The sequence below is a fragment of the Pseudorhodoplanes sp. genome (assembly GCF_035565855.1).
Taxonomy (GTDB): domain Bacteria; phylum Pseudomonadota; class Alphaproteobacteria; order Rhizobiales; family Xanthobacteraceae; genus Pseudorhodoplanes.
The window spans coordinates 1-16,716 of record NZ_DATMRX010000275.1; the positions used below are offsets into that span (position 1 = coordinate 1).

15 protein-coding genes are annotated in these 16,716 nt (G+C 63.3%); 5 read left to right on the forward strand and 10 right to left on the reverse strand.

Going from position 1 to position 16,716, the window contains the following annotated elements:
* Window positions 1-143 precede the first annotated feature (143 nt).
* The 6 genes from VN004_RS15720 to hemP all read right to left on the reverse strand — a co-directional run bounded on the left by VN004_RS15720 (window position 144) and on the right by hemP (window position 4,970).
* Window positions 144-1,160, reverse strand: a complete 1,017-nt coding sequence (locus VN004_RS15720) for a xanthine dehydrogenase family protein subunit M (RefSeq protein ID WP_325611892.1) — start codon at window positions 1,158-1,160, stop codon at window positions 144-146.
* Entirely contained in the window at window positions 1,157-1,594 is a 438-nt protein-coding gene (locus VN004_RS15725; protein WP_414710324.1) for a (2Fe-2S)-binding protein, read from the reverse strand. Before VN004_RS15725 ends, VN004_RS15720 begins: the two co-directional genes overlap by 4 nt.
* Before the next feature lie 349 nt (window positions 1,595-1,943).
* Window positions 1,944-2,738 (reverse strand): heme ABC transporter ATP-binding protein, encoded by a 795-nt coding sequence (locus tag VN004_RS15730; protein ID WP_325611898.1) that lies wholly within the window; start codon window positions 2,736-2,738, stop codon window positions 1,944-1,946.
* The gene (locus tag VN004_RS15735; RefSeq protein WP_325611900.1) at window positions 2,735-3,814 is read right to left on the reverse strand and encodes a FecCD family ABC transporter permease; all 1,080 of its coding nucleotides are present in this window, start codon (window positions 3,812-3,814) and stop codon (window positions 2,735-2,737) included. The genes VN004_RS15730 and VN004_RS15735 overlap by 4 nt, the downstream gene beginning before the upstream one ends.
* Complete coding sequence (locus tag VN004_RS15740; RefSeq protein ID WP_325611901.1) at window positions 3,811-4,767, reverse strand: heme/hemin ABC transporter substrate-binding protein; 957 nt, start codon at window positions 4,765-4,767, stop codon at window positions 3,811-3,813. Before VN004_RS15740 ends, VN004_RS15735 begins: the two co-directional genes overlap by 4 nt.
* The gene (gene hemP, locus VN004_RS15745) at window positions 4,764-4,970 is read right to left on the reverse strand and encodes a hemin uptake protein HemP (RefSeq protein WP_325611904.1); all 207 of its coding nucleotides are present in this window, start codon (window positions 4,968-4,970) and stop codon (window positions 4,764-4,766) included. The genes VN004_RS15740 and hemP overlap by 4 nt, the downstream gene beginning before the upstream one ends.
* Before the next feature lie 186 nt (window positions 4,971-5,156).
* On the opposite strand from hemP, the gene VN004_RS15750 reads away from it, so the two are divergent.
* A complete protein-coding gene (locus tag VN004_RS15750) occupies window positions 5,157-5,603 on the forward strand; it encodes a thioesterase family protein (RefSeq protein WP_325611906.1) in 447 nt (148 codons plus the stop codon).
* A gap of 34 nt (window positions 5,604-5,637) precedes the next feature.
* On the opposite strand, the gene VN004_RS15755 is transcribed toward VN004_RS15750, so the two are convergent.
* Window positions 5,638-7,173, reverse strand: coding sequence for a UbiD family decarboxylase (locus VN004_RS15755; RefSeq protein ID WP_325611909.1), 1,536 nt, complete (start codon window positions 7,171-7,173; stop codon window positions 5,638-5,640).
* A gap of 51 nt (window positions 7,174-7,224) precedes the next feature.
* Window positions 7,225-8,625, reverse strand: coding sequence for an aspartate aminotransferase family protein (locus VN004_RS15760; RefSeq protein ID WP_325611911.1), 1,401 nt, complete (start codon window positions 8,623-8,625; stop codon window positions 7,225-7,227).
* Window positions 8,626-8,638: 13 nt separating this feature from the next.
* On the opposite strand from VN004_RS15760, the gene VN004_RS15765 reads away from it, so the two are divergent.
* On the forward strand, window positions 8,639-9,232 hold the full coding sequence (locus VN004_RS15765) for a DUF2147 domain-containing protein (RefSeq protein WP_325611913.1): 594 nt from the start codon (window positions 8,639-8,641) through the stop codon (window positions 9,230-9,232).
* On the opposite strand, the gene VN004_RS15770 is transcribed toward VN004_RS15765, so the two are convergent.
* A complete protein-coding gene (locus VN004_RS15770; protein WP_325611915.1) occupies window positions 9,185-11,782 on the reverse strand; it encodes an MMPL family transporter in 2,598 nt (865 codons plus the stop codon). The genes VN004_RS15765 and VN004_RS15770 overlap by 48 nt on opposite strands.
* A 222-nt stretch (window positions 11,783-12,004) precedes the next feature.
* On the opposite strand from VN004_RS15770, the gene dxs reads away from it, so the two are divergent.
* Genes dxs through hpnH form a run of 3 tightly spaced genes read left to right on the forward strand, consistent with a single transcriptional unit; the run spans window position 12,005 to window position 16,054 of the window.
* Window positions 12,005-13,921: a 1-deoxy-D-xylulose-5-phosphate synthase gene (gene dxs, locus VN004_RS15775; RefSeq protein WP_325611917.1), complete on the forward strand. Its 1,917-nt coding sequence runs from the start codon at window positions 12,005-12,007 to the stop codon at window positions 13,919-13,921.
* Window positions 13,914-14,882, forward strand: coding sequence for a 4-hydroxy-3-methylbut-2-enyl diphosphate reductase (gene ispH / locus VN004_RS15780; RefSeq protein WP_325611919.1), 969 nt, complete (start codon window positions 13,914-13,916; stop codon window positions 14,880-14,882). Before dxs ends, ispH begins: the two co-directional genes overlap by 8 nt.
* Window positions 14,883-14,905: 23 nt before the next feature.
* Entirely contained in the window at window positions 14,906-16,054 is a 1,149-nt protein-coding gene (gene hpnH, locus VN004_RS15785; RefSeq protein WP_325611922.1) for an adenosyl-hopene transferase HpnH, read from the forward strand.
* Here hpnH and VN004_RS15790 read toward each other — a convergent pair.
* Window positions 15,995-16,714, reverse strand: coding sequence for a phosphorylase (locus VN004_RS15790; RefSeq protein ID WP_325611924.1), 720 nt, complete (start codon window positions 16,712-16,714; stop codon window positions 15,995-15,997). The genes hpnH and VN004_RS15790 overlap by 60 nt on opposite strands.
* Between the last annotated feature and the right edge of the window lie 2 nt (window positions 16,715-16,716).

Sequence of the window (16,716 nt, forward strand, 5' to 3'; positions counted from 1 at the left end):
CTTCCTGTTGCGCGTGCTGCGCGGACGCTGCGCCTGCAACGGCAAGCCTGCCGAGCGCGGTGGCGCCTTGCACGAGACTGCGGCGATCGATGTCTGGGGTCATCATCATCGGCTTCCTTGTGCGGTCCGGGCGCGGCGCGCGGTCAGGCGATCTTCTTGTCGGATTGCGATTGTGGTGTCCCGTTGCTGGCCTGGGTCAGCGTGCGGACGATGGCGCGACGGGCGAGTTCGACCTTGAAGGCGTTATGCTCCTGCGGTCTCGCGCCCTCCAATGCGATGTCGGCCGCACGCCGAAACACGGCCGCGCCCGGCGTCTGACCGCGCAGCGCCGCTTCCGCGGCAGGTACGCGCCAGGGCTTGTGCGCTACTCCGCCCACCGCGAAGCGGGCGTCGATAATCGTGCCGCCTTGCAGTTCGAGGGCGGCGGCGACCGAAACGAGGGCGAAGGCGTAGGACAGGCGGTCGCGGATTTTCAGATAGCTGTAGTTGCTGGCGAAGCCTTTGGCCGGAAGCTCGACCGCCGTAATGATCTCGTCTGGCGCGAGATTGGTGTCCTGCTGCGGCCGATCACCGGGCAGCCGGTGAAAATCCTTAAAAGCGATGCGCCGTGTGCCGTTTGGTCCGGTGACATGCACCGAGGCATCGAGTGCAGCGAGCGCGACGCACATGTCCGACGGATGCGTCGCGATGCAGGCTTCGCTTGTGCCGAGGATGGCATGTCCGCGATTGAGACCGCCGATCGCCGAGCAGCCACTGCCGGGCTCGCGCTTGTTGCAGGGTGTGACCACGTCATAGAAATACGAGCAACGGGTGCGCTGGAGCAGGTTGCCCCCGACCGACGCCATGTTGCGCAATTGCTGGGATGCGCCGGCGAGAATGGCGCTGCCGACCAGCGGATAGCGCGCCTCGATCATCGGGTGATAGGCAAGATCGGTGTTGGGCACCAGGGCTCCGATCAAAAGGCCACCGTCCGGCGTCTCTTCGACCGCCTTGAGCGGAAGATGCGTGATGTCGATCAGCCGGCCTGGCCGCTCGACCTCGTATTTCATCAGATCGACGAGATTGGTGCCGCCCGCGATGAACTTGGCCTTGGGGTCGGCCTTGATCATCGTCACGGCGTCCGCGACCGTGTTGGCCCGCACATAGTCGAAGTTGATCATGCCTTGCCTCCCAACACCGACATCGCTTGCTGGATGGCGGCGACGATGTTCGGATACGCCGCGCAACGGCAGATGTTGCCGCTCATCAATTCGCGGATCTCCGCGGGCGTCTTCGCCTTGCCTTCGGCGATGAGCCCGGCAGCGGAGCAGAGCTGGCCCGGCGTGCAATAGCCGCACTGAAATGCGTCGTGATCGATGAAGGCTTGTTGCAGCGGATGCAACGTATCGCCGTTTGCAAGTCCTTCGACGGTGGTGACGCTAGCACCGTCTTTCATGACGGCAAGCGTCAGACATGAATTCACCCGGCGCCCATCGACCAGCACGGTACAGGCGCCGCATTGTCCATGATCGCAGCCTTTCTTGGTGCCGGTCAGCCCGAGATGCTCGCGCAATGTATCGAGCAGCGACGTCCACGGCGCGACCTCGATCTGCATCGGCTTGCTGTTGATCGTGAGGGTAATCGAGTGCCGGGTCGGAGCTTTGGTCATGAAAAGCATCCCTTGAACGACGGCCGCTGAGAATGGCTCTGAGGTTAGCTGGCTCAGAGTCATAAGTAACGCGATATAACCGCGTTCCCACTTATGGGTTGTTGTCGGCTTTGTGCGTATTTGCCGCGAATTCGCACATGCTTGCGTCAAAGCATCAATGTTTGTGCGACGTGGCCGGCGCGCGACGCCTTATCTCCAGGCAGAAGCCCGTTTGAGCAGCAGGTGCGCGGTTTGGCGCCTCAGCGCATAGTTCCAATGTGCAGTCGCAAAATTGCGGAAAGCCCGGCAGACGCCGTCAGACGATCCGCCCGGAATGCGGAAGCACGAAGGGGCGTCCATTCGGGACGATCCCGGCCGCATCCGCGACGCCGAACACCTCGCGGAGCGTGGCATCGTCGATGACCTCGCTCGCGGAACCGGACGCAAACAAGGTGCCGCCGCGCAACATCAGCAGTCGATGCGCGATCATCGCAGCGAGGTTGAGGTCATGGATGACCACGATGACAGCGCATCCGGTAGCCGAAAGTTCCTTGACGATGGCAAGCAAGGCTAGCTGGTGCTTCAGGTCGAGACTGGATGTCGGTTCGTCGAGCAGGAGAAGTCCCGGTCGAAAGCGATCGTCGGCGGTTTCCAGCTGCAGCAGCGACCGCGCGAAGTGAACACGCTGCTGCTCCCCGCCGGACAGCCGGGTGACGATCTGTGAAGCCAGATGCGCGATGTCGCAAGAGGCCATGATCCTTGCGACCAGCGGCTCGAGATCCTGCTTCTTGCCCCAGGGACTGGCTCCCATGCGGACGATCTCGGAGACCGTGAAGGGGAAGGTCACGGTGGTGTGTTGCGAGAGCATGGCGCGGCATTGTGCGAGCTCCGATGCCGGCAACGTCGCGATCGCTCGGCCTCCCAGGGCGATGGTCCCCGCACTGGGCTTGATCTCGCCGGACAAGGTCCGAAGCAGCGTGGATTTTCCGGCGCCGTTCGGGCCGACAAGCGCCACGATCTCGCCGGGCGCGACGCTCAGCGTTACGCGGTCAACGATCCGCTTGCCATTGATCTCGACGACGACGTCGGACGCTTCGAGCAGGCGGGTCATAGCGTTGCGACCGCGCGCTGCCGCAGCAGCATGTACAGAAAGAACGGGGCGCCGATCGCCGCCGTGATGATCCCGATTGGAACCTCGGCCGGAGCTGCGATGGTGCGCGCGGCGGTGTCGGCAAGCAGCAGCAGCGCTGCGCCCAGCAGCATCGAAGCCGGCAACAACAGCCGATGGGCCGGCCCGATGACGAGGCGCAGAAGATGCGGCACCACGATGCCGACGAAACCGATAATTCCCGAGACCGAAACCGCCGCGCCTGTGGCTGCAGCCACGACCACGATGGCGACGACTTTCAGGCGCTGGACGGAAATTCCCGCGTGGAAGGCTTCCGCCTCGCCGAGAACCAGGAGATCGAGTCCCCGCGCCATGAAGGGAATGGCGACAGCGACGACCAGAAGCGCCGGTGCAAGCGCACCCGTCTTCGGCCAGGTGCCGCCTGCGAGCGAACCCAAGAGCCAGAAGGTCACATCGCGCAGTTGACGGTCGTCCGCGATGAAAACGAGGAGCCCGATGCCGGAATTGGCCAGCGCGGCGATGGCAATGCCTCCGAGAAGGAAGATCGCGATCGAGGTGCGGGCATCGCGGGTCGACAGTCGGTACAGCGCAAATGTTGCGATCAATGCGCCGAAAAACGCGGCGATCGGCAAGGCCTCGATCGCGAGGCGCCCCGCGATCATTGGAAGGTAGAGGTCACCCAGAACGATGGTGACGGCGGCGGCAAGGCCGGCGCCGCTCGATACGCCGACGAGGCTCGGATCGGCCAGGGGATTGCGGAACAATCCCTGCATGATGGCGCCGGCAGCGGCAAGCATCGCGCCGACCATCATGGTCATCACGATCCTCGGCAATCGAATGGACCACAGGATCAGCCGGTCACGGTCGATCTGCCCGTCGGCAGCGGAGAAATTGAAGAGTGCATCGAACAGACGGCCGGCGGGAATGCCGGCGGCGCCCGTCATGACCGCGATGAGGAACGCCATCAGCAACAGCAGCAGCAACAGCGGTATGACGAGCCGGGCCGAGGGCCGCGTGGCGCCGGGCTGCGCAGCCGTCGCGGCAGTGAACGTGCTCATTGCGCGCAGGTCGCGGCTGCGCCTTCATCAGAGGGGAGGTGGCCCGCGTTCAGCTCCGGGTAGAGCGCCCGGCTCAGATCGCGCGCGGCGCGGGCCGTGCGCGGACCGAAACCGAGCATGTAGAGGCCGTCCATCGAGAAGAACTGCTTTTGGCGGGCCGCCGGAGTCGCGGCGAAGGCGGCCTTCGAGAAAATCTGCGAGGCATCGAGATTGGGGACGCCGCTGCGGTTCATGCTGAGGACCCAGTCCGGGGCTGCCGCCAGCACTGCTTCTTCGTTCACGGCCTTGTAGCCGTCGATGCCGTCGAAGACGTTCACTGCACCCGCGAGCTTCATCAGGCCGTCGGCTGCAGTATTGCGGCCCGCGACCATCGGCTTGTCGCCGGCGAACGACAGAATGAACATGACCCGCGCGGGCTTGCGGATGGCGCTCCGCATCGATGCGAGTGCGGACAGCTCGTTCCTGACCCATTGCGCGAGGCATTTGCCCTGCGGCACGCTGTCGGTCGCGGCGGCGACGATGTCGATCTTCTTGAGGATGCCTTCGCCGTCGTAGGTGTCCGGAACGCGCACGAACGGCACCGACGCCGATTCCAGGACCGAAACGGCGTCCTTCGGCCCGCTGCCATCGGCAGCCAGGATCAGCGACGGAGCCAGACTGAGCACCCCCTCTGGCGACAGCTGGCGGTAATAGCCGACATTGGGCTTCGTCTTGATCGCCTCCTTGGGATAGAGGCTCGTCGCGTCCACCCCGACGATGCGATCGGCGCGCCCGAGTGCATACAGGATTTCGGTCACCGCGCCGCCAATCGAGACGATGCGCGAGGCGTCGTCGATCCTGATTTCACGTCCCTTCGAATCCTGAACCGTGACGGCCTCTGCCAGCGCAGCCGTGTCGAGAAGCAGGGCAAGCGCGCAGAAAGCGGAAGAGGCGAGGCGCCAGGCGAGGTTCATTTCGTCAGGATCAGCTTGTTCTGAGCGGTCAGGCGGAGCCGGTAGCGATCGCTGCCATGCGTAATGATGACCTCGCGGGTGCCAATGAACAGGTCGCGAGTGTCCAGGCTGTTGTCGTCGACTTGGATCGCTCGGGCGGAGGCCGCCGATGGCGATGCGCCGTCAGCGAATCCGACCGCTGTCTTGTGAGCGCGTTCTTTCATGGAATGGGCAATTTACGAATGCAGATGCCCATGTCACCGACTATGATTTGGAATTGCTGCAGAGAAGGGCCCTGATTGGAACGTTTATAATCGGGGCCGGTATGGATCCGGAGCATGTGGACGCCATCAGGCTCCGAATGGTGCTCGCTTTGGTGATGCGCGCAGAAAACGGTCAGGACAAACGCAATGCAGGAAACCCGATTCATCGCTCCCGCGGGCGCCTTCACCCGGACGGTGCAGATCCGGTTCTCCCACTGCGACCCGGCCGGGATTGTGTATTTTCCGCATTACTTCAACATGATCAATGGTCTGATCGAGGATTGGTACACCGAGGAGCTCGACGTCAATTACGCCGACCTCATCCTGCATGACCAGCACGGATTTCCCTTCGTCCATGTCGAGACCGATTTCAAGATCCCGAGCCGGATGGGTGAGAAGCTCGATCTGACCTTGTTGATCGAGAAGATCGGCCGTTCCTCGCTCACGCTCGTGACCGTCGGCCACAAGGACGGGGTCGAGCGGCTGCGTGCGCGGACGGTGACGGCGATGATGTCGCTCACGTCGCGACGGTCGGTGGAGTTGCCGCCTGCGCTGCGGCAAGCCTTCGAGACTTACGCCGCGAAGACGCGCTGAGGCGGCCTGGCCGAACGCACCGGAGCGCGAGCCGCTACTCGTCGTGGAACGCGGTCATGGTGCGCGGGGTGCCACTGAAGCCGAGTTCGGACCAGCGCGACACGACCCGGTCGTGCATCGACTTGCGCAGCAGAGTCGATTGCGGAAATTGCGCGAGATGACGATGCGGCTTGCAGGCGTTGATGAGCACCTTCGAGCCATAGGGGCGGGCTTCCGGCGGGAACTGGCTTGGGTCCAGACCCGTCGACCAGGTGTTGCGCAGGATGTCGATGTCTTCCGACGGATGGCACCGTGTCGAAAGCGCCCAAAGGACGTCATTGAGATCGGTCGGATCGACGTCCTCGTCGACCACGATCACCCATTTGGTGAAATAGGCGGCGGCGGGGCATTGCGCGGCGAGCGCCAGCACCTGAGCAGAATGGCCGGCATATTTCTGCCGAACGGATACGACAACCATGCCCCAGCCGGAAGCGGCCGCGGGATGCGAATAGGCGCCGACCACACCGGGCACGCCGATGCGCTCAAGATCGTCGAGAATGCGCGCCGACCGCATGATCGCGTAATACGCGCCGATCTCGCAGGACGGATAGCGCGCCATCAGAGCGTGGGTGAAGATCGGGGACCTGCGATGGTGCACCGCCTTCACCTCCATCACCGGCTGCGGTGAACGCTCGCGGCCGTAATAGCCGGTGAATTCACCAAGCGGGCCTTCCGGCAACGTGTCGCCCTTGTGCAGCACGCCTTCGACCACGAATTCGGCATGTGCCGGGATCGGTAGTTTGACGCACTCGCCCTGCGTCAGTTCGACCGGCCGGCCCATGATGCCGCCGGCAACGTCGAGTTCGGATTCCTCCACGCCGAAGCTTTGAGCAGCGACAATGAACATGACCGGATCGACGCCGTAAGCGGCGACCACCTCGCATGGTTCGCCGCGTGCCCACCACGCTTCGCGATCGAGCAGACCGTGCTTGCCGGGGGAGCAATAGAGACCGATCCGGTTGGGTCCATGCAGCATCTGGCGATAGCAGCCGACATTGATCCGCCCGCTCTCAGGAGACGCGGTGAAGGTGATATCGCCGGTGCCGATGAACTGGCCGCCGTCGCCCGGCCAGAATTTTGGAACCGGGAATGTGGTGAGATCGATGGCGTCGCCGGTCAGCACCACCTCGTTCACCGGAGCCTGATCCTTCGCGATCATTCTCGGCTTGATCGGGTCTGCCATGATCGAGCGCATCTGCTCGATCATCTCGCGCGTCGACAAGGTGGGATCGAGCCCGACGGCCAGCGCAAAGCGTTCCTTGCTCGCCCCCATCATGTTGGTGAGGATGTGCGAGCCGGTGGCGTCGCCTTCCATGCGGTCGAACAGCAATGCCGGCGCTTTTTCCTCGCGCGTGGCCAGAAGGGTGATGGCGCCGATCTCTTCGATCGGGTCGACGGGCGCTGTGATGCGTTTCAGTTCGCCGATCTGCTCGACCAGCGCCAGCCATTCGCGCAGGTCACGCCATCCAAGGGGAGGGCGCCGCTTGCCGGGTGAATTCGCCATGTGTCCCGGGGCGGTTTCGGCGTCCATATGGTCTCTCCCCATTCCTCCGCGTGTGTCCGCGGCGGCTGCAGCGCATCTTCACTGCGCGCGTTTGGCAGCCAAGGCGTTCTCGATCAGTGTCTTGCCAAGCGACCAGATCGCGCCCGGTACGCGATGACTTTCGGCGATCACCTTCTCGAATGCGCTCTCGATCCAGGCGCAATCGTCGTCGTTGATGACGTAAGGCGGGAGCAACTTGATCGTGTGGCTGCCGTGACCTGCGACCTGCGTGAGGATCTTGTGTTCCTTGAACAGCGGGATCGTGATCAGCTGGCAGAACAGCCCCTTGTTCGCGGCCTCGATCATCGACCACGATGCTCGCAGTTTGAGCGATGTGGGCGCGCCGAACTCAACGCCGATCATCAGGCCGAGGCCCCGTGCCTCGCGAAACATCTCGTGACGCCCGGCCATGGCGCGGAACGAGGACAACAGGCGTTCGCCTGTCCTGGCGGCATTCTCGATCAGCTTCTCGGATTCGAGCACGGACAGCGTGGCGATCCCGGCCGCCATCGCGAGATCGTTCTTGGCGAAGGTCGAGCCGTGGACGACGGCGCGGTCCATGCGGTTGAACAGGCGGTCGAAGATGTCCTTGCGGGTGAGCAGGGCGCCGACGGGAACGTGGCCGCCCGACAGCGCCTTGGCCATCAGGATCATGTCAGGCTGGACGCCCCAATGCTCGACGGCAAAGAATTTCCCGGTCCGTCCGAGACCGCACTGGATTTCGTCGGCGATGAAAAGGGTGCCATAGGTTCGGCACAGGTCGGCGGCGGACCGCAGATAATCCGGCCCGGGCAGATGCACGCCCTTGCCCTGCACCGGCTCGACGATGAAGGCGGCGACATCGCGCCGGCGCAAGGCGCTCTCCAGCGCCGTGAGGTCGTTGAACGGAATGGCGGCGCAGTCTCCGAGCAGGGGCTCGAAGCCCTTCTTGAAAATCTCGTCGCCGTTCAGCGAAAGCGATCCGAAGGTCAGGCCATGGAAGGCATGCTCGCACGACAGGATCTTGCTGCGCTTGGTTGCCGCGCGCGCGAATTTGATCGCCGCCTCGACGGTCTCGGTGCCGGAATTGGCGAAGAAGACCTTGTCGAAATAGGGCGCCTTTGCGAGAAGGCGTTCGGCCAGCACACCGGCGAGCGCGGGGACATCCATTTGCACCAGATTGGGCAATTCCGCATCAAGCACGCTCTCGAGCGCGGTGCGCAGCGCCGGGTGATTGCGCCCGATCGCGAAGACCCCGAAGCCGCTCAACAGGTCGAGATAGCGTGCCCCCGTCCGATCGTAGAGATATTGGCCGATGCCCCGGCGGAAACCCACGTCGTAGCCGATGGTCCGTAGCACCCGGACCATCTGCTCATTCAGGTGGCGGCCATGCAGATCGAAACGATTTGCTTCCTGCGCTTCAAAAATGGCCGCAATGTCGTAGTTGTTAGGTTCAAGCATTGATCAAGCCGCTATGATTGGGTTGCGACGTTTCGAAGGCAACCGGATCGCCGCGTTCGCTATCGGGGTGGTTAGCATGAAAAAGCTGTCTCTGTTCACATTGCTTTTGTGTCTCGCCGGCTCCCCGGCGCTGGCCGGCGACCCCGCCGGGGACTGGCTGGTCGAAGACGGGACCGCGAAGATCCGGATAGCGATCTGCGGTGGTTCGCTCTGGGGCGTCGTCGGCTGGGAGAAGGTTCCCGGCGGCAAGGACACGGCGAATCCTGATCCGGCCAAGCGAACGCGCGATACCCTCGGGATGCCCATCCTTATTGATATGAAGCCCGCCGGCGCTGACAAGTGGTCCGGCGAGATCTACAATGCGAGAGACGGCAAAATGTATCAGGCGAGCGTCGAGCTGCAGTCTGACTCCGCCCTCAAGGTCCGCGGCTGCGTGATGGGCGGGCTGTTCTGTGGCGGAGAAACCTGGTCGCGCTCGGCAGAGGCCTTCCCGGCGCCGCTCGAACCCTCCAAGGGCAAAGCGAAAGCCAAATCGGCAGCGCCCGACAAGAGCGCTGACTCAGGTGTCTGTTCCCGAATCAGCGGCGTTCCGGGGGCGTCCCATTAGCGCCGGCTGAAACAGGACCGCGGCGCACATCGTCGTCACGAGCGAGAGCGCGAGCAGCTTGCCAAGGCTCGACGTTCCTGGGTGGCTCGACAGCCAGAGGCTGCCGAACGCAGTCGCCGTGGTGAGCGCGCTGAAGATCACCGCGCGCGTCAGACTCGACTGCAAGAGGTTGGTCTGACCCGCGCGCCACGCCATGATGTAGTAGATCTTGAACGCCACACCGATGCCGAGCAGCAGCGGCAGGGCGATGATGTTCGCGAAATTCAGCGGCAGATCGAGCAGCACGCAGAGCTCCATCGTGATGACGCCTGCGAGGAGGAGCGGGACGACCGTCAGCGCAACATCGCGAATGCGGCGCAATGCGATCCACAGCAGCAGAGAGATCGTGATGAGCGCGAGGAGCCCGGCCTGAATGAAGGCCACCACGATCACGTCCCCTGACTTCAGGATCGAGATCGGACCGCCGATGGCGTTCGGCTCGACCTCCAGAACCTTGCGCGCGAAGCTGCGCAGGACCTCATTGTCGTTCGGATCGCCCTTCGGGAAGGCCTCGACACGATAACGGCCATCCGCCGACACCCACTGATTCTTCAACTCGGCCGGCAGAGTCTCGAGCGAGACCGGCCCCGCCTGCAGGGACTTTCGAAGTTCGTTGAGCTTGAAGTTCAACGGGACGATGACGGCGTTTTCCGCGGCCCGCCGCTTTTCGTTCGAAGCTTTGGCGAGGTCGTTCAGCCGATCGGCGAGGCGCTTTGCCGCAGCACCCCCGGCACCGGGCTGCTGCCCCGCCGCGGCCAGCATGCCCGCGGTTCGTGTCAGCAACTCGCGCACTTCATCGTCGTTCGGCGCGGGCTGGGCTTTGGCATCGAGAGCCGGCTTGAGCGCCGCGGCGGCCTGCTTGATCAGTGCGAGCTTTGCGTCCTGGTCCGCCGGAACGAAGCTCTCGATGGACATCACGCGGCTGACGTCCGGTAGCTTCTCCAGTCTCTGTGCGGCGGCCTGCGCATCCTTCAGGGACGGCGTCAGCAGGTTGACCGCGCTCGCGCCGGTGTTCGGGTCGCGGCGCAAATCGAGATAGGTCGAAATCGATTCAACCTTGTCGCTGCGCAGGTTGATCGGATTGAAGTCGAAGCGCAGGAAGTAGAGAAGCGGCAATCCGAGAATGGCGACGCCGAGCGTGCCGACCACCACCCATTTCCTGTTGCGCTCGACGAAGCCGTCGGCCGGTGCGAGGCTCTTGTAGCCGAGCGGCTCCTGCTCGCCGGGCGGATCGAACACCGCAAGCAAAGCCGGAAGCGCCGTCAGCGAAATCAGGAATGCAATGATCATTCCCATCCCGGCAATGATGCCGAGTTCGGAGACGCCCTGATAGTTGGTCGGAAGGAAGGCCAGGAAACCCGCTGCGGTTGCCGCGGCGGCAAGCGCCAGCGGCCCGCCGATATTACGGCCGGCATTGATCAGTGCGGGCTTCAGCTCATCGCGCTGATGACGTTCGTCGCGATACCGCACGCTGTACTGGATGCAGAAATCGACGCCGAGCCCGACGAACAGCACGAAAAACGCCACCGAAATCATGTTCAGTGAGCCGACGGTCATGAAGCCGAGCGCAGCAGTGATCGCAAGACCGCCGGCGAGGGCGATAAAGACCGCGAGGATAATGCGAGCGGATTTCAGCGCGAGCCACAGGATGAACAGCACCACGATGACGGTGCCGATGCCGTGCAGCAGCATTCCCTCTTTGACGGTGGCGAATTCCTCGTCCGCGATCGGGACGGAGCCGGTCAGCCGAACGCGCGCCTGATAGTTCTGCGCAAGATTCTCATCAGCTACCGCGCGTCTGACTGCGTCGGTCGCCTCCTTGCCCGGTTCGAGGGCGCTGTAGTCGAGCTTCGGAACGATATCCACGAATCGGCGCAATTCCGACGGGGTGGCTTTCGTGCCGCTCAGCATCTCCTGCCAGGAAAAGCTCGCTGGCCGTTCCGCCAGGGCGTCCTCAAACGTCTTCGAAAAGCGATCGAAGATCGGGGCGAGCGAATCCAACTCGAAATGCTTGGCCATCACGCCGCCAAGCGCGGCTTGAGCAGCCTGCGACAATCCCCGCCAGTTTGGGTTGTGGGCCAGAATCGAGATAAAAGGCGATGCGGCCTCGAGTTGTCCGAGCGTCCGGCCTAGCTCCTCTGTTGGCAGGAAGAGCAGGCCATTGGTTTCAAAAAACGGGCCGCCGTCGGGCCGCTGCACCTGCGGGAATAGCTTCGGATCGGCTTTCAGCCGATCGGTCAACGTGCCGGCCGCCAGCGCAGCGAGTTCGGGCGTCGGGGCGTCGACCACCGCAAGGATGGTGTGAACGCGGGCCGGGAAGGCCTTCTCGACGGCAATTTCCCGTTGCCGCCAGTCGATATTGGGTGCGATGAGGTTACTGATGTCGGTGTTGATGGCGAAGTTCCGGGCCGTATAGACCGATGCCGCCACCGTCAGTAACGCAAATACAACAATCGTGATCCAGGGCGAGCGGGTACAAATCCCGACCACCCCGCCCACAACGCGTGCCATGAGGGAGTCTTTGATGCTATCCACGGGTCAGTTAATCATCTGCAAGGCAAAATCTGCATAGGTAGGGGACTTTCCTGGTCCGGACGGGTTGCCAATAGCAAATTTAGGCTCCAACTGACCGGGTATATTTTTTGCTTTGTTGGCTCCGGCCCTTTGCGTTTGCATCCCACTGTCCGGTATTGCGTTAACCCCCAACATGAAGCGAGCGAAGGTGTTCCAATAATGGCTTCTGCGACCCCACTTCTCGACACCTTTGCATCCCCCGCGGATCTTCGAAAGCTGCCTGACCAGAAGCTTCGTCAGGTGGCCGACGAGTTGCGAGCGGAGACCATCAACGCCGTCGCGGTGACTGGCGGGCACCTTGGCGCCGGCCTTGGCGTCATCGAGCTGACTGTTGCGCTTCATGCAGTCTTCGATACCCCGCAGGATCGCCTGATCTGGGACGTAGGACATCAGGCCTATCCTCACAAAATCCTCACTGGCCGTCGGGACCGCATCCGTACGCTCCGGCAGGGCGGGGGGCTGTCCGGGTTCACCAAACGCGCCGAGAGCCAATATGACTGCTTCGGTGCGGCGCACTCTTCTACTTCGATTTCTGCCGGATTGGGAATGGCTGTCGCCCGCGATCTTGCCGGTTTGCGACACAATGTTGTCGCGGTCATCGGCGACGGGGCGATGTCGGCCGGTATGGCCTACGAAGCCATGAACAATGCCGGCGCCATGGATTCCCGCCTGATCGTGATCCTGAACGACAACGAGATGTCGATCGCGCCGCCGGTCGGAGCGATGTCGGCCTATCTGGCGCGCCTGATGTCGGGGCGCACCTACCTGTCGTTGCGCGAAATCGGCAAACAATTTGCGCAGCATCTGCCTCGTTTCATGCACAAGCAGGCGGCCCGGGCCGAAGAATATGCCCGGGGCATGGTGACCGGCGGCACCCTGTTCGAGGAGCTTGGCTTCTATTATGTCGGCCCGATCGACGGGCATAACCTCGACCATCTCCTGCCGGTCCTGCGCAACGTCCGCGATGCGAGCTTCGGTCCGATCCTCGTTCACGTCGTAACGCAGAAGGGCAAGGGCTACGCTCCCGCGGAGGCGGCGGCCGACAAGTATCATGGCGTCGTGAAGTTCGACGTCGTTACGGGCCGCCAGTCGAAGGCGAAGGCCAATGCGCCGTCCTACACCAAGGTGTTCGGCGAAAGCCTGGTCAAGGAAGGCGAGAAGGACGACAAGATCGTCGCCATCACCGCTGCGATGCCGTCAGGCACCGGGGTCGATATCTTCGAGAAGAAATTCCCCAACCGGACCTTCGACGTCGGGATTGCCGAACAGCACGCCGTCACCTTTGCGGCAGGGCTTGCGACGGAGGGGCTGAAGCCGTTCGTTGCGATCTATTCGACCTTCCTGCAACGCGCCTACGACCAGGTGGTGCACGACGTCGCCATCCAGAAGCTGCCGGTCCGCTTTGTGCTGGACCGCGCCGGTCTCGTCGGGGCCGACGGCCCAACGCATGCCGGCTCGTTCGACGTTGCCTATCTGGGTTGCCTGCCGCACTTCGTTCTGATGGCGGCTGCCGATGAGGCCGACCTCGTTCATATGGTCGCGACGCAAGCGGCGCTCGATGACGTGCCGTCTGCACTGCGCTATCCGCGGGGTGACGGCGTCGGTGTGGAATTGCCTGAGGTCGGAGTTCCGCTGGAAATCGGCAAGGGCCGCGTCCTCCGCGAGGGCAGCAGCATCGCGCTGCTTTCCTATGGTGGCCGGCTGGCCGAATGCATGAAGGCCGCCGAGGCGCTCGCTGCGCATGGCCTCACCACGACGGTCGCCGATGCGCGTTTCGCGAAGCCGCTCGATACCGAGCTGGTTCTGCGGCTGGCCCGCAATCATGAAGTGCTGATCACCATCGAGGAAGGATCGATCGGCGGCTTTGGCTCGCACGTCCTTCAGACGCTGGCTGACCATGGCGCCTTGGACAACGGTCTCAAGGTGCGCAGCATGGTCCTGCCGGACATCTTCATCGATCAGGACACGCCCGCTGCAATGTATGCCCGCGCCGGGCTGGATGCGAACGGCATTCTCGCGAAGGCGTTCGAAGCCCTCGGCAAGACTCTCAATCAGGACAAGGTGCAGCTTGCGTAAGCCAGACGATACTCCCCGGACACAGCTCCGTCCGCTGAATGTGGTGCTGGCTCAACCGCGCGGTTTCTGCGCCGGCGTCGTGCGCGCAATCGACATTGTCGAGCGTGCGCTCAAGAAATACGGCCCGCCGGTCTATGTGCGCCACGAGATCGTTCACAACAAGTTTGTGGTCGAGTCGCTCAAGGCGAAGGGCGCGCGCTTCGTCGAGGACGTCTCCGAGATACCGGACGGCGCCGTCGCCATCTTCAGTGCGCATGGCGTCTCCAAGCAGGTCGAGCGGGAAGCGTCGGAGCGAAGCCTGCCGGTGATCGACGCCACCTGTCCGCTCGTCACCAAGGTTCATAATCAGGGCAAACGCTATGTCGGACAGGGTCGCACCGTAATCCTGATCGGGCATGCCGGGCATCCCGAGGTCGAGGGCACGATGGGCCAGATCCCGGGGACGGTCGTTCTCGTGCAGACCGTCGCCGACGTCGAAAAGCTCGATATTCCGACGGATGTTCCGGTCGCGTATGTTACTCAAACGACGCTGAGCGTCGACGACACCCGCGACATCATCGCCGCATTGACCCGGAAATTCAGCGATATCCAGGGTCCGGACACCCGCGACATCTGCTACGCCACGCAGAACAGGCAAAGCGCGGTGCGTGATCTGTGCAAGGTCGCCGATCTTCTGCTGGTGGTCGGCGCCACCAATTCGTCCAATTCGAATCGTCTGCGTGAGATCGGCGAGGAAGCCGGAATCCCGAGCTACCTGATCGCGGACGGCAGCGAACTCCAGCCGGCCTGGCTCGCGGGGGTCGAAACCGTCGGCATCACCGCCGGCGCTTCCGCGCCCGAGGTGCTGGTCAACGACGTCATCGAGGCATTGCGGCGGCTGCGCATCGTCGATGTCAGCGCGCTTCCGGGCCGGGAAGAGAACATCACCTTCCGCCTCCCGGCCGAAGTTGCTTCCGTTTAGGATTTACCCCATAGACCTCGACCATGGCGATACCATTTCACAAAGAACTCCGGATCGGCGCCTATCTGCTCAAGCAGAAGCTGCTCGGCCGAAAGCGTTATCCGCTGGTGCTGATGCTGGAGCCGCTGTTCCGGTGCAATCTGGCCTGCGCCGGCTGCGGCAAGATCGACTACCCGGACGCGATCCTCAACCGCCGCATGACCGTGCAGGAATGCCTCGACGCCGCGGATGAATGCGGGGCGCCGATGGTCGCAATTCCCGGCGGCGAGCCGCTGATCCATAAGGACATCGGCGAGATCGTTGCCGGCCTTGTGGCGCGCAAGAAATTCGTCTCGCTCTGCACCAACGCGCTGCTTCTGGAGAAGAAGCTGCATCTGTTCAAGCCGTCGCCTTATCTGTTCTTCTCGGTGCATCTCGACGGCCTGCGCGACCACCACGACAAGGCGGTGTCGCAGAAGGGCGTGTTCGACAAGGCGGTGAAGGCGATCAAGGCCGCGCAGGACGCGGGCTTTGCGGTCAACGTCAATGCGACGATCTTCGATGGTCACACCGCCGAAGACATCGCCGCGTTCCTCGACTACGCCAAGGAGCTCGGCGTCGGCGTGTCGATTTCACCCGGCTATGCCTATGAGCGCGCCCCGGACCAGCAGCACTTCCTGAACCGCAAGAAAACCAAGGAGCTGTTCCGCAAGGTTTTCGAACTCGGCAAGGGCAAGGGCTGGAAGTTCATGCACTCCACGTCCTTCCTCGACTTCCTCGCCGGCAATCAGCAATACGAATGCACGCCGTGGGGCATGCCCGCGCGCAACATTTTCGGCTGGCAGAAGCCCTGCTATCTGCTGGGTGAAGGCTATGCGCGGACCTTCAAGGAGCTGATGGAAACCACGGATTGGGATTCATACGGCACCGGCAAGTACGAAAAATGCGCGAATTGCATGGCGCATTGCGGTTACGAGCCGACGGCAGCGGACCAGGCGTTCAACAATCCGCTCAAGGCGCTGTGGGTGTCGTTGCGCGGCGTTCGCACCTCGGGCCCGATGGCGCCGGAGATCGCGCTCGATAAGCAGCGTCCGGCACAATACGTGTTCTCGTCGCAGGTGCAGATGAAGCTGTCAGAGATCCGCGCGGCTGAGGCCGAAGAGCGGGCCAAGAAGACGGCGACAGCGGCGTAACGACGCAAACGCGCGTTCTGAATCGACGCCGGCGGCGATCATCGCCGGCAACTGGCCGGTGTCGCGCAACAGGCCCATGATCACGCGCCGCAAGGCAATCGACCCGTCCTCCGTCAACGCATCGGTGGCGACCGGAGGCAGGCTGCGCGTCGAGCAATCGCTGATCGCACGGATCGCGACGAACGGCAGATTGTGCGCCCGCGCATAGGCAGCGGCGATGTGCGATTCCATGTCGACGGCGAGGGCGCCGGTCTGACGATGCATCGCGTCTTTCTCTGAGGTCTTGGCGAGAACCAGATTGTGGCCCGCGGTCTTGCCGCGATGCGCCGTGAGCTTCGCATCGAGCGCGGACGCAACGGCCTCGTGCCAGCCCCGATGAGCCTCATGATGATCGGCCGCGCATTGCACGCTCGATGAAATCACGAGGTCTCCCGATTTCAGATGCGGGGCGAGGCCGCCGGCGAGGCCGAAACTCAGCACACCGCCAATCGCCGGCGCACCGGCGCCGTTCCGCGCGGCCGGCGCCAGCGCCGACAGGCGTTTCTGCAGCAGCAAGGCATTGCCCCCGCTGCACACGGTGACGACGCCGGGGCCACGCGCGATCCGCGCCTCGCGCTGCAATCCGGTGACGACCAGGAGCGTTGGCGGTGCGGAGCTCATCC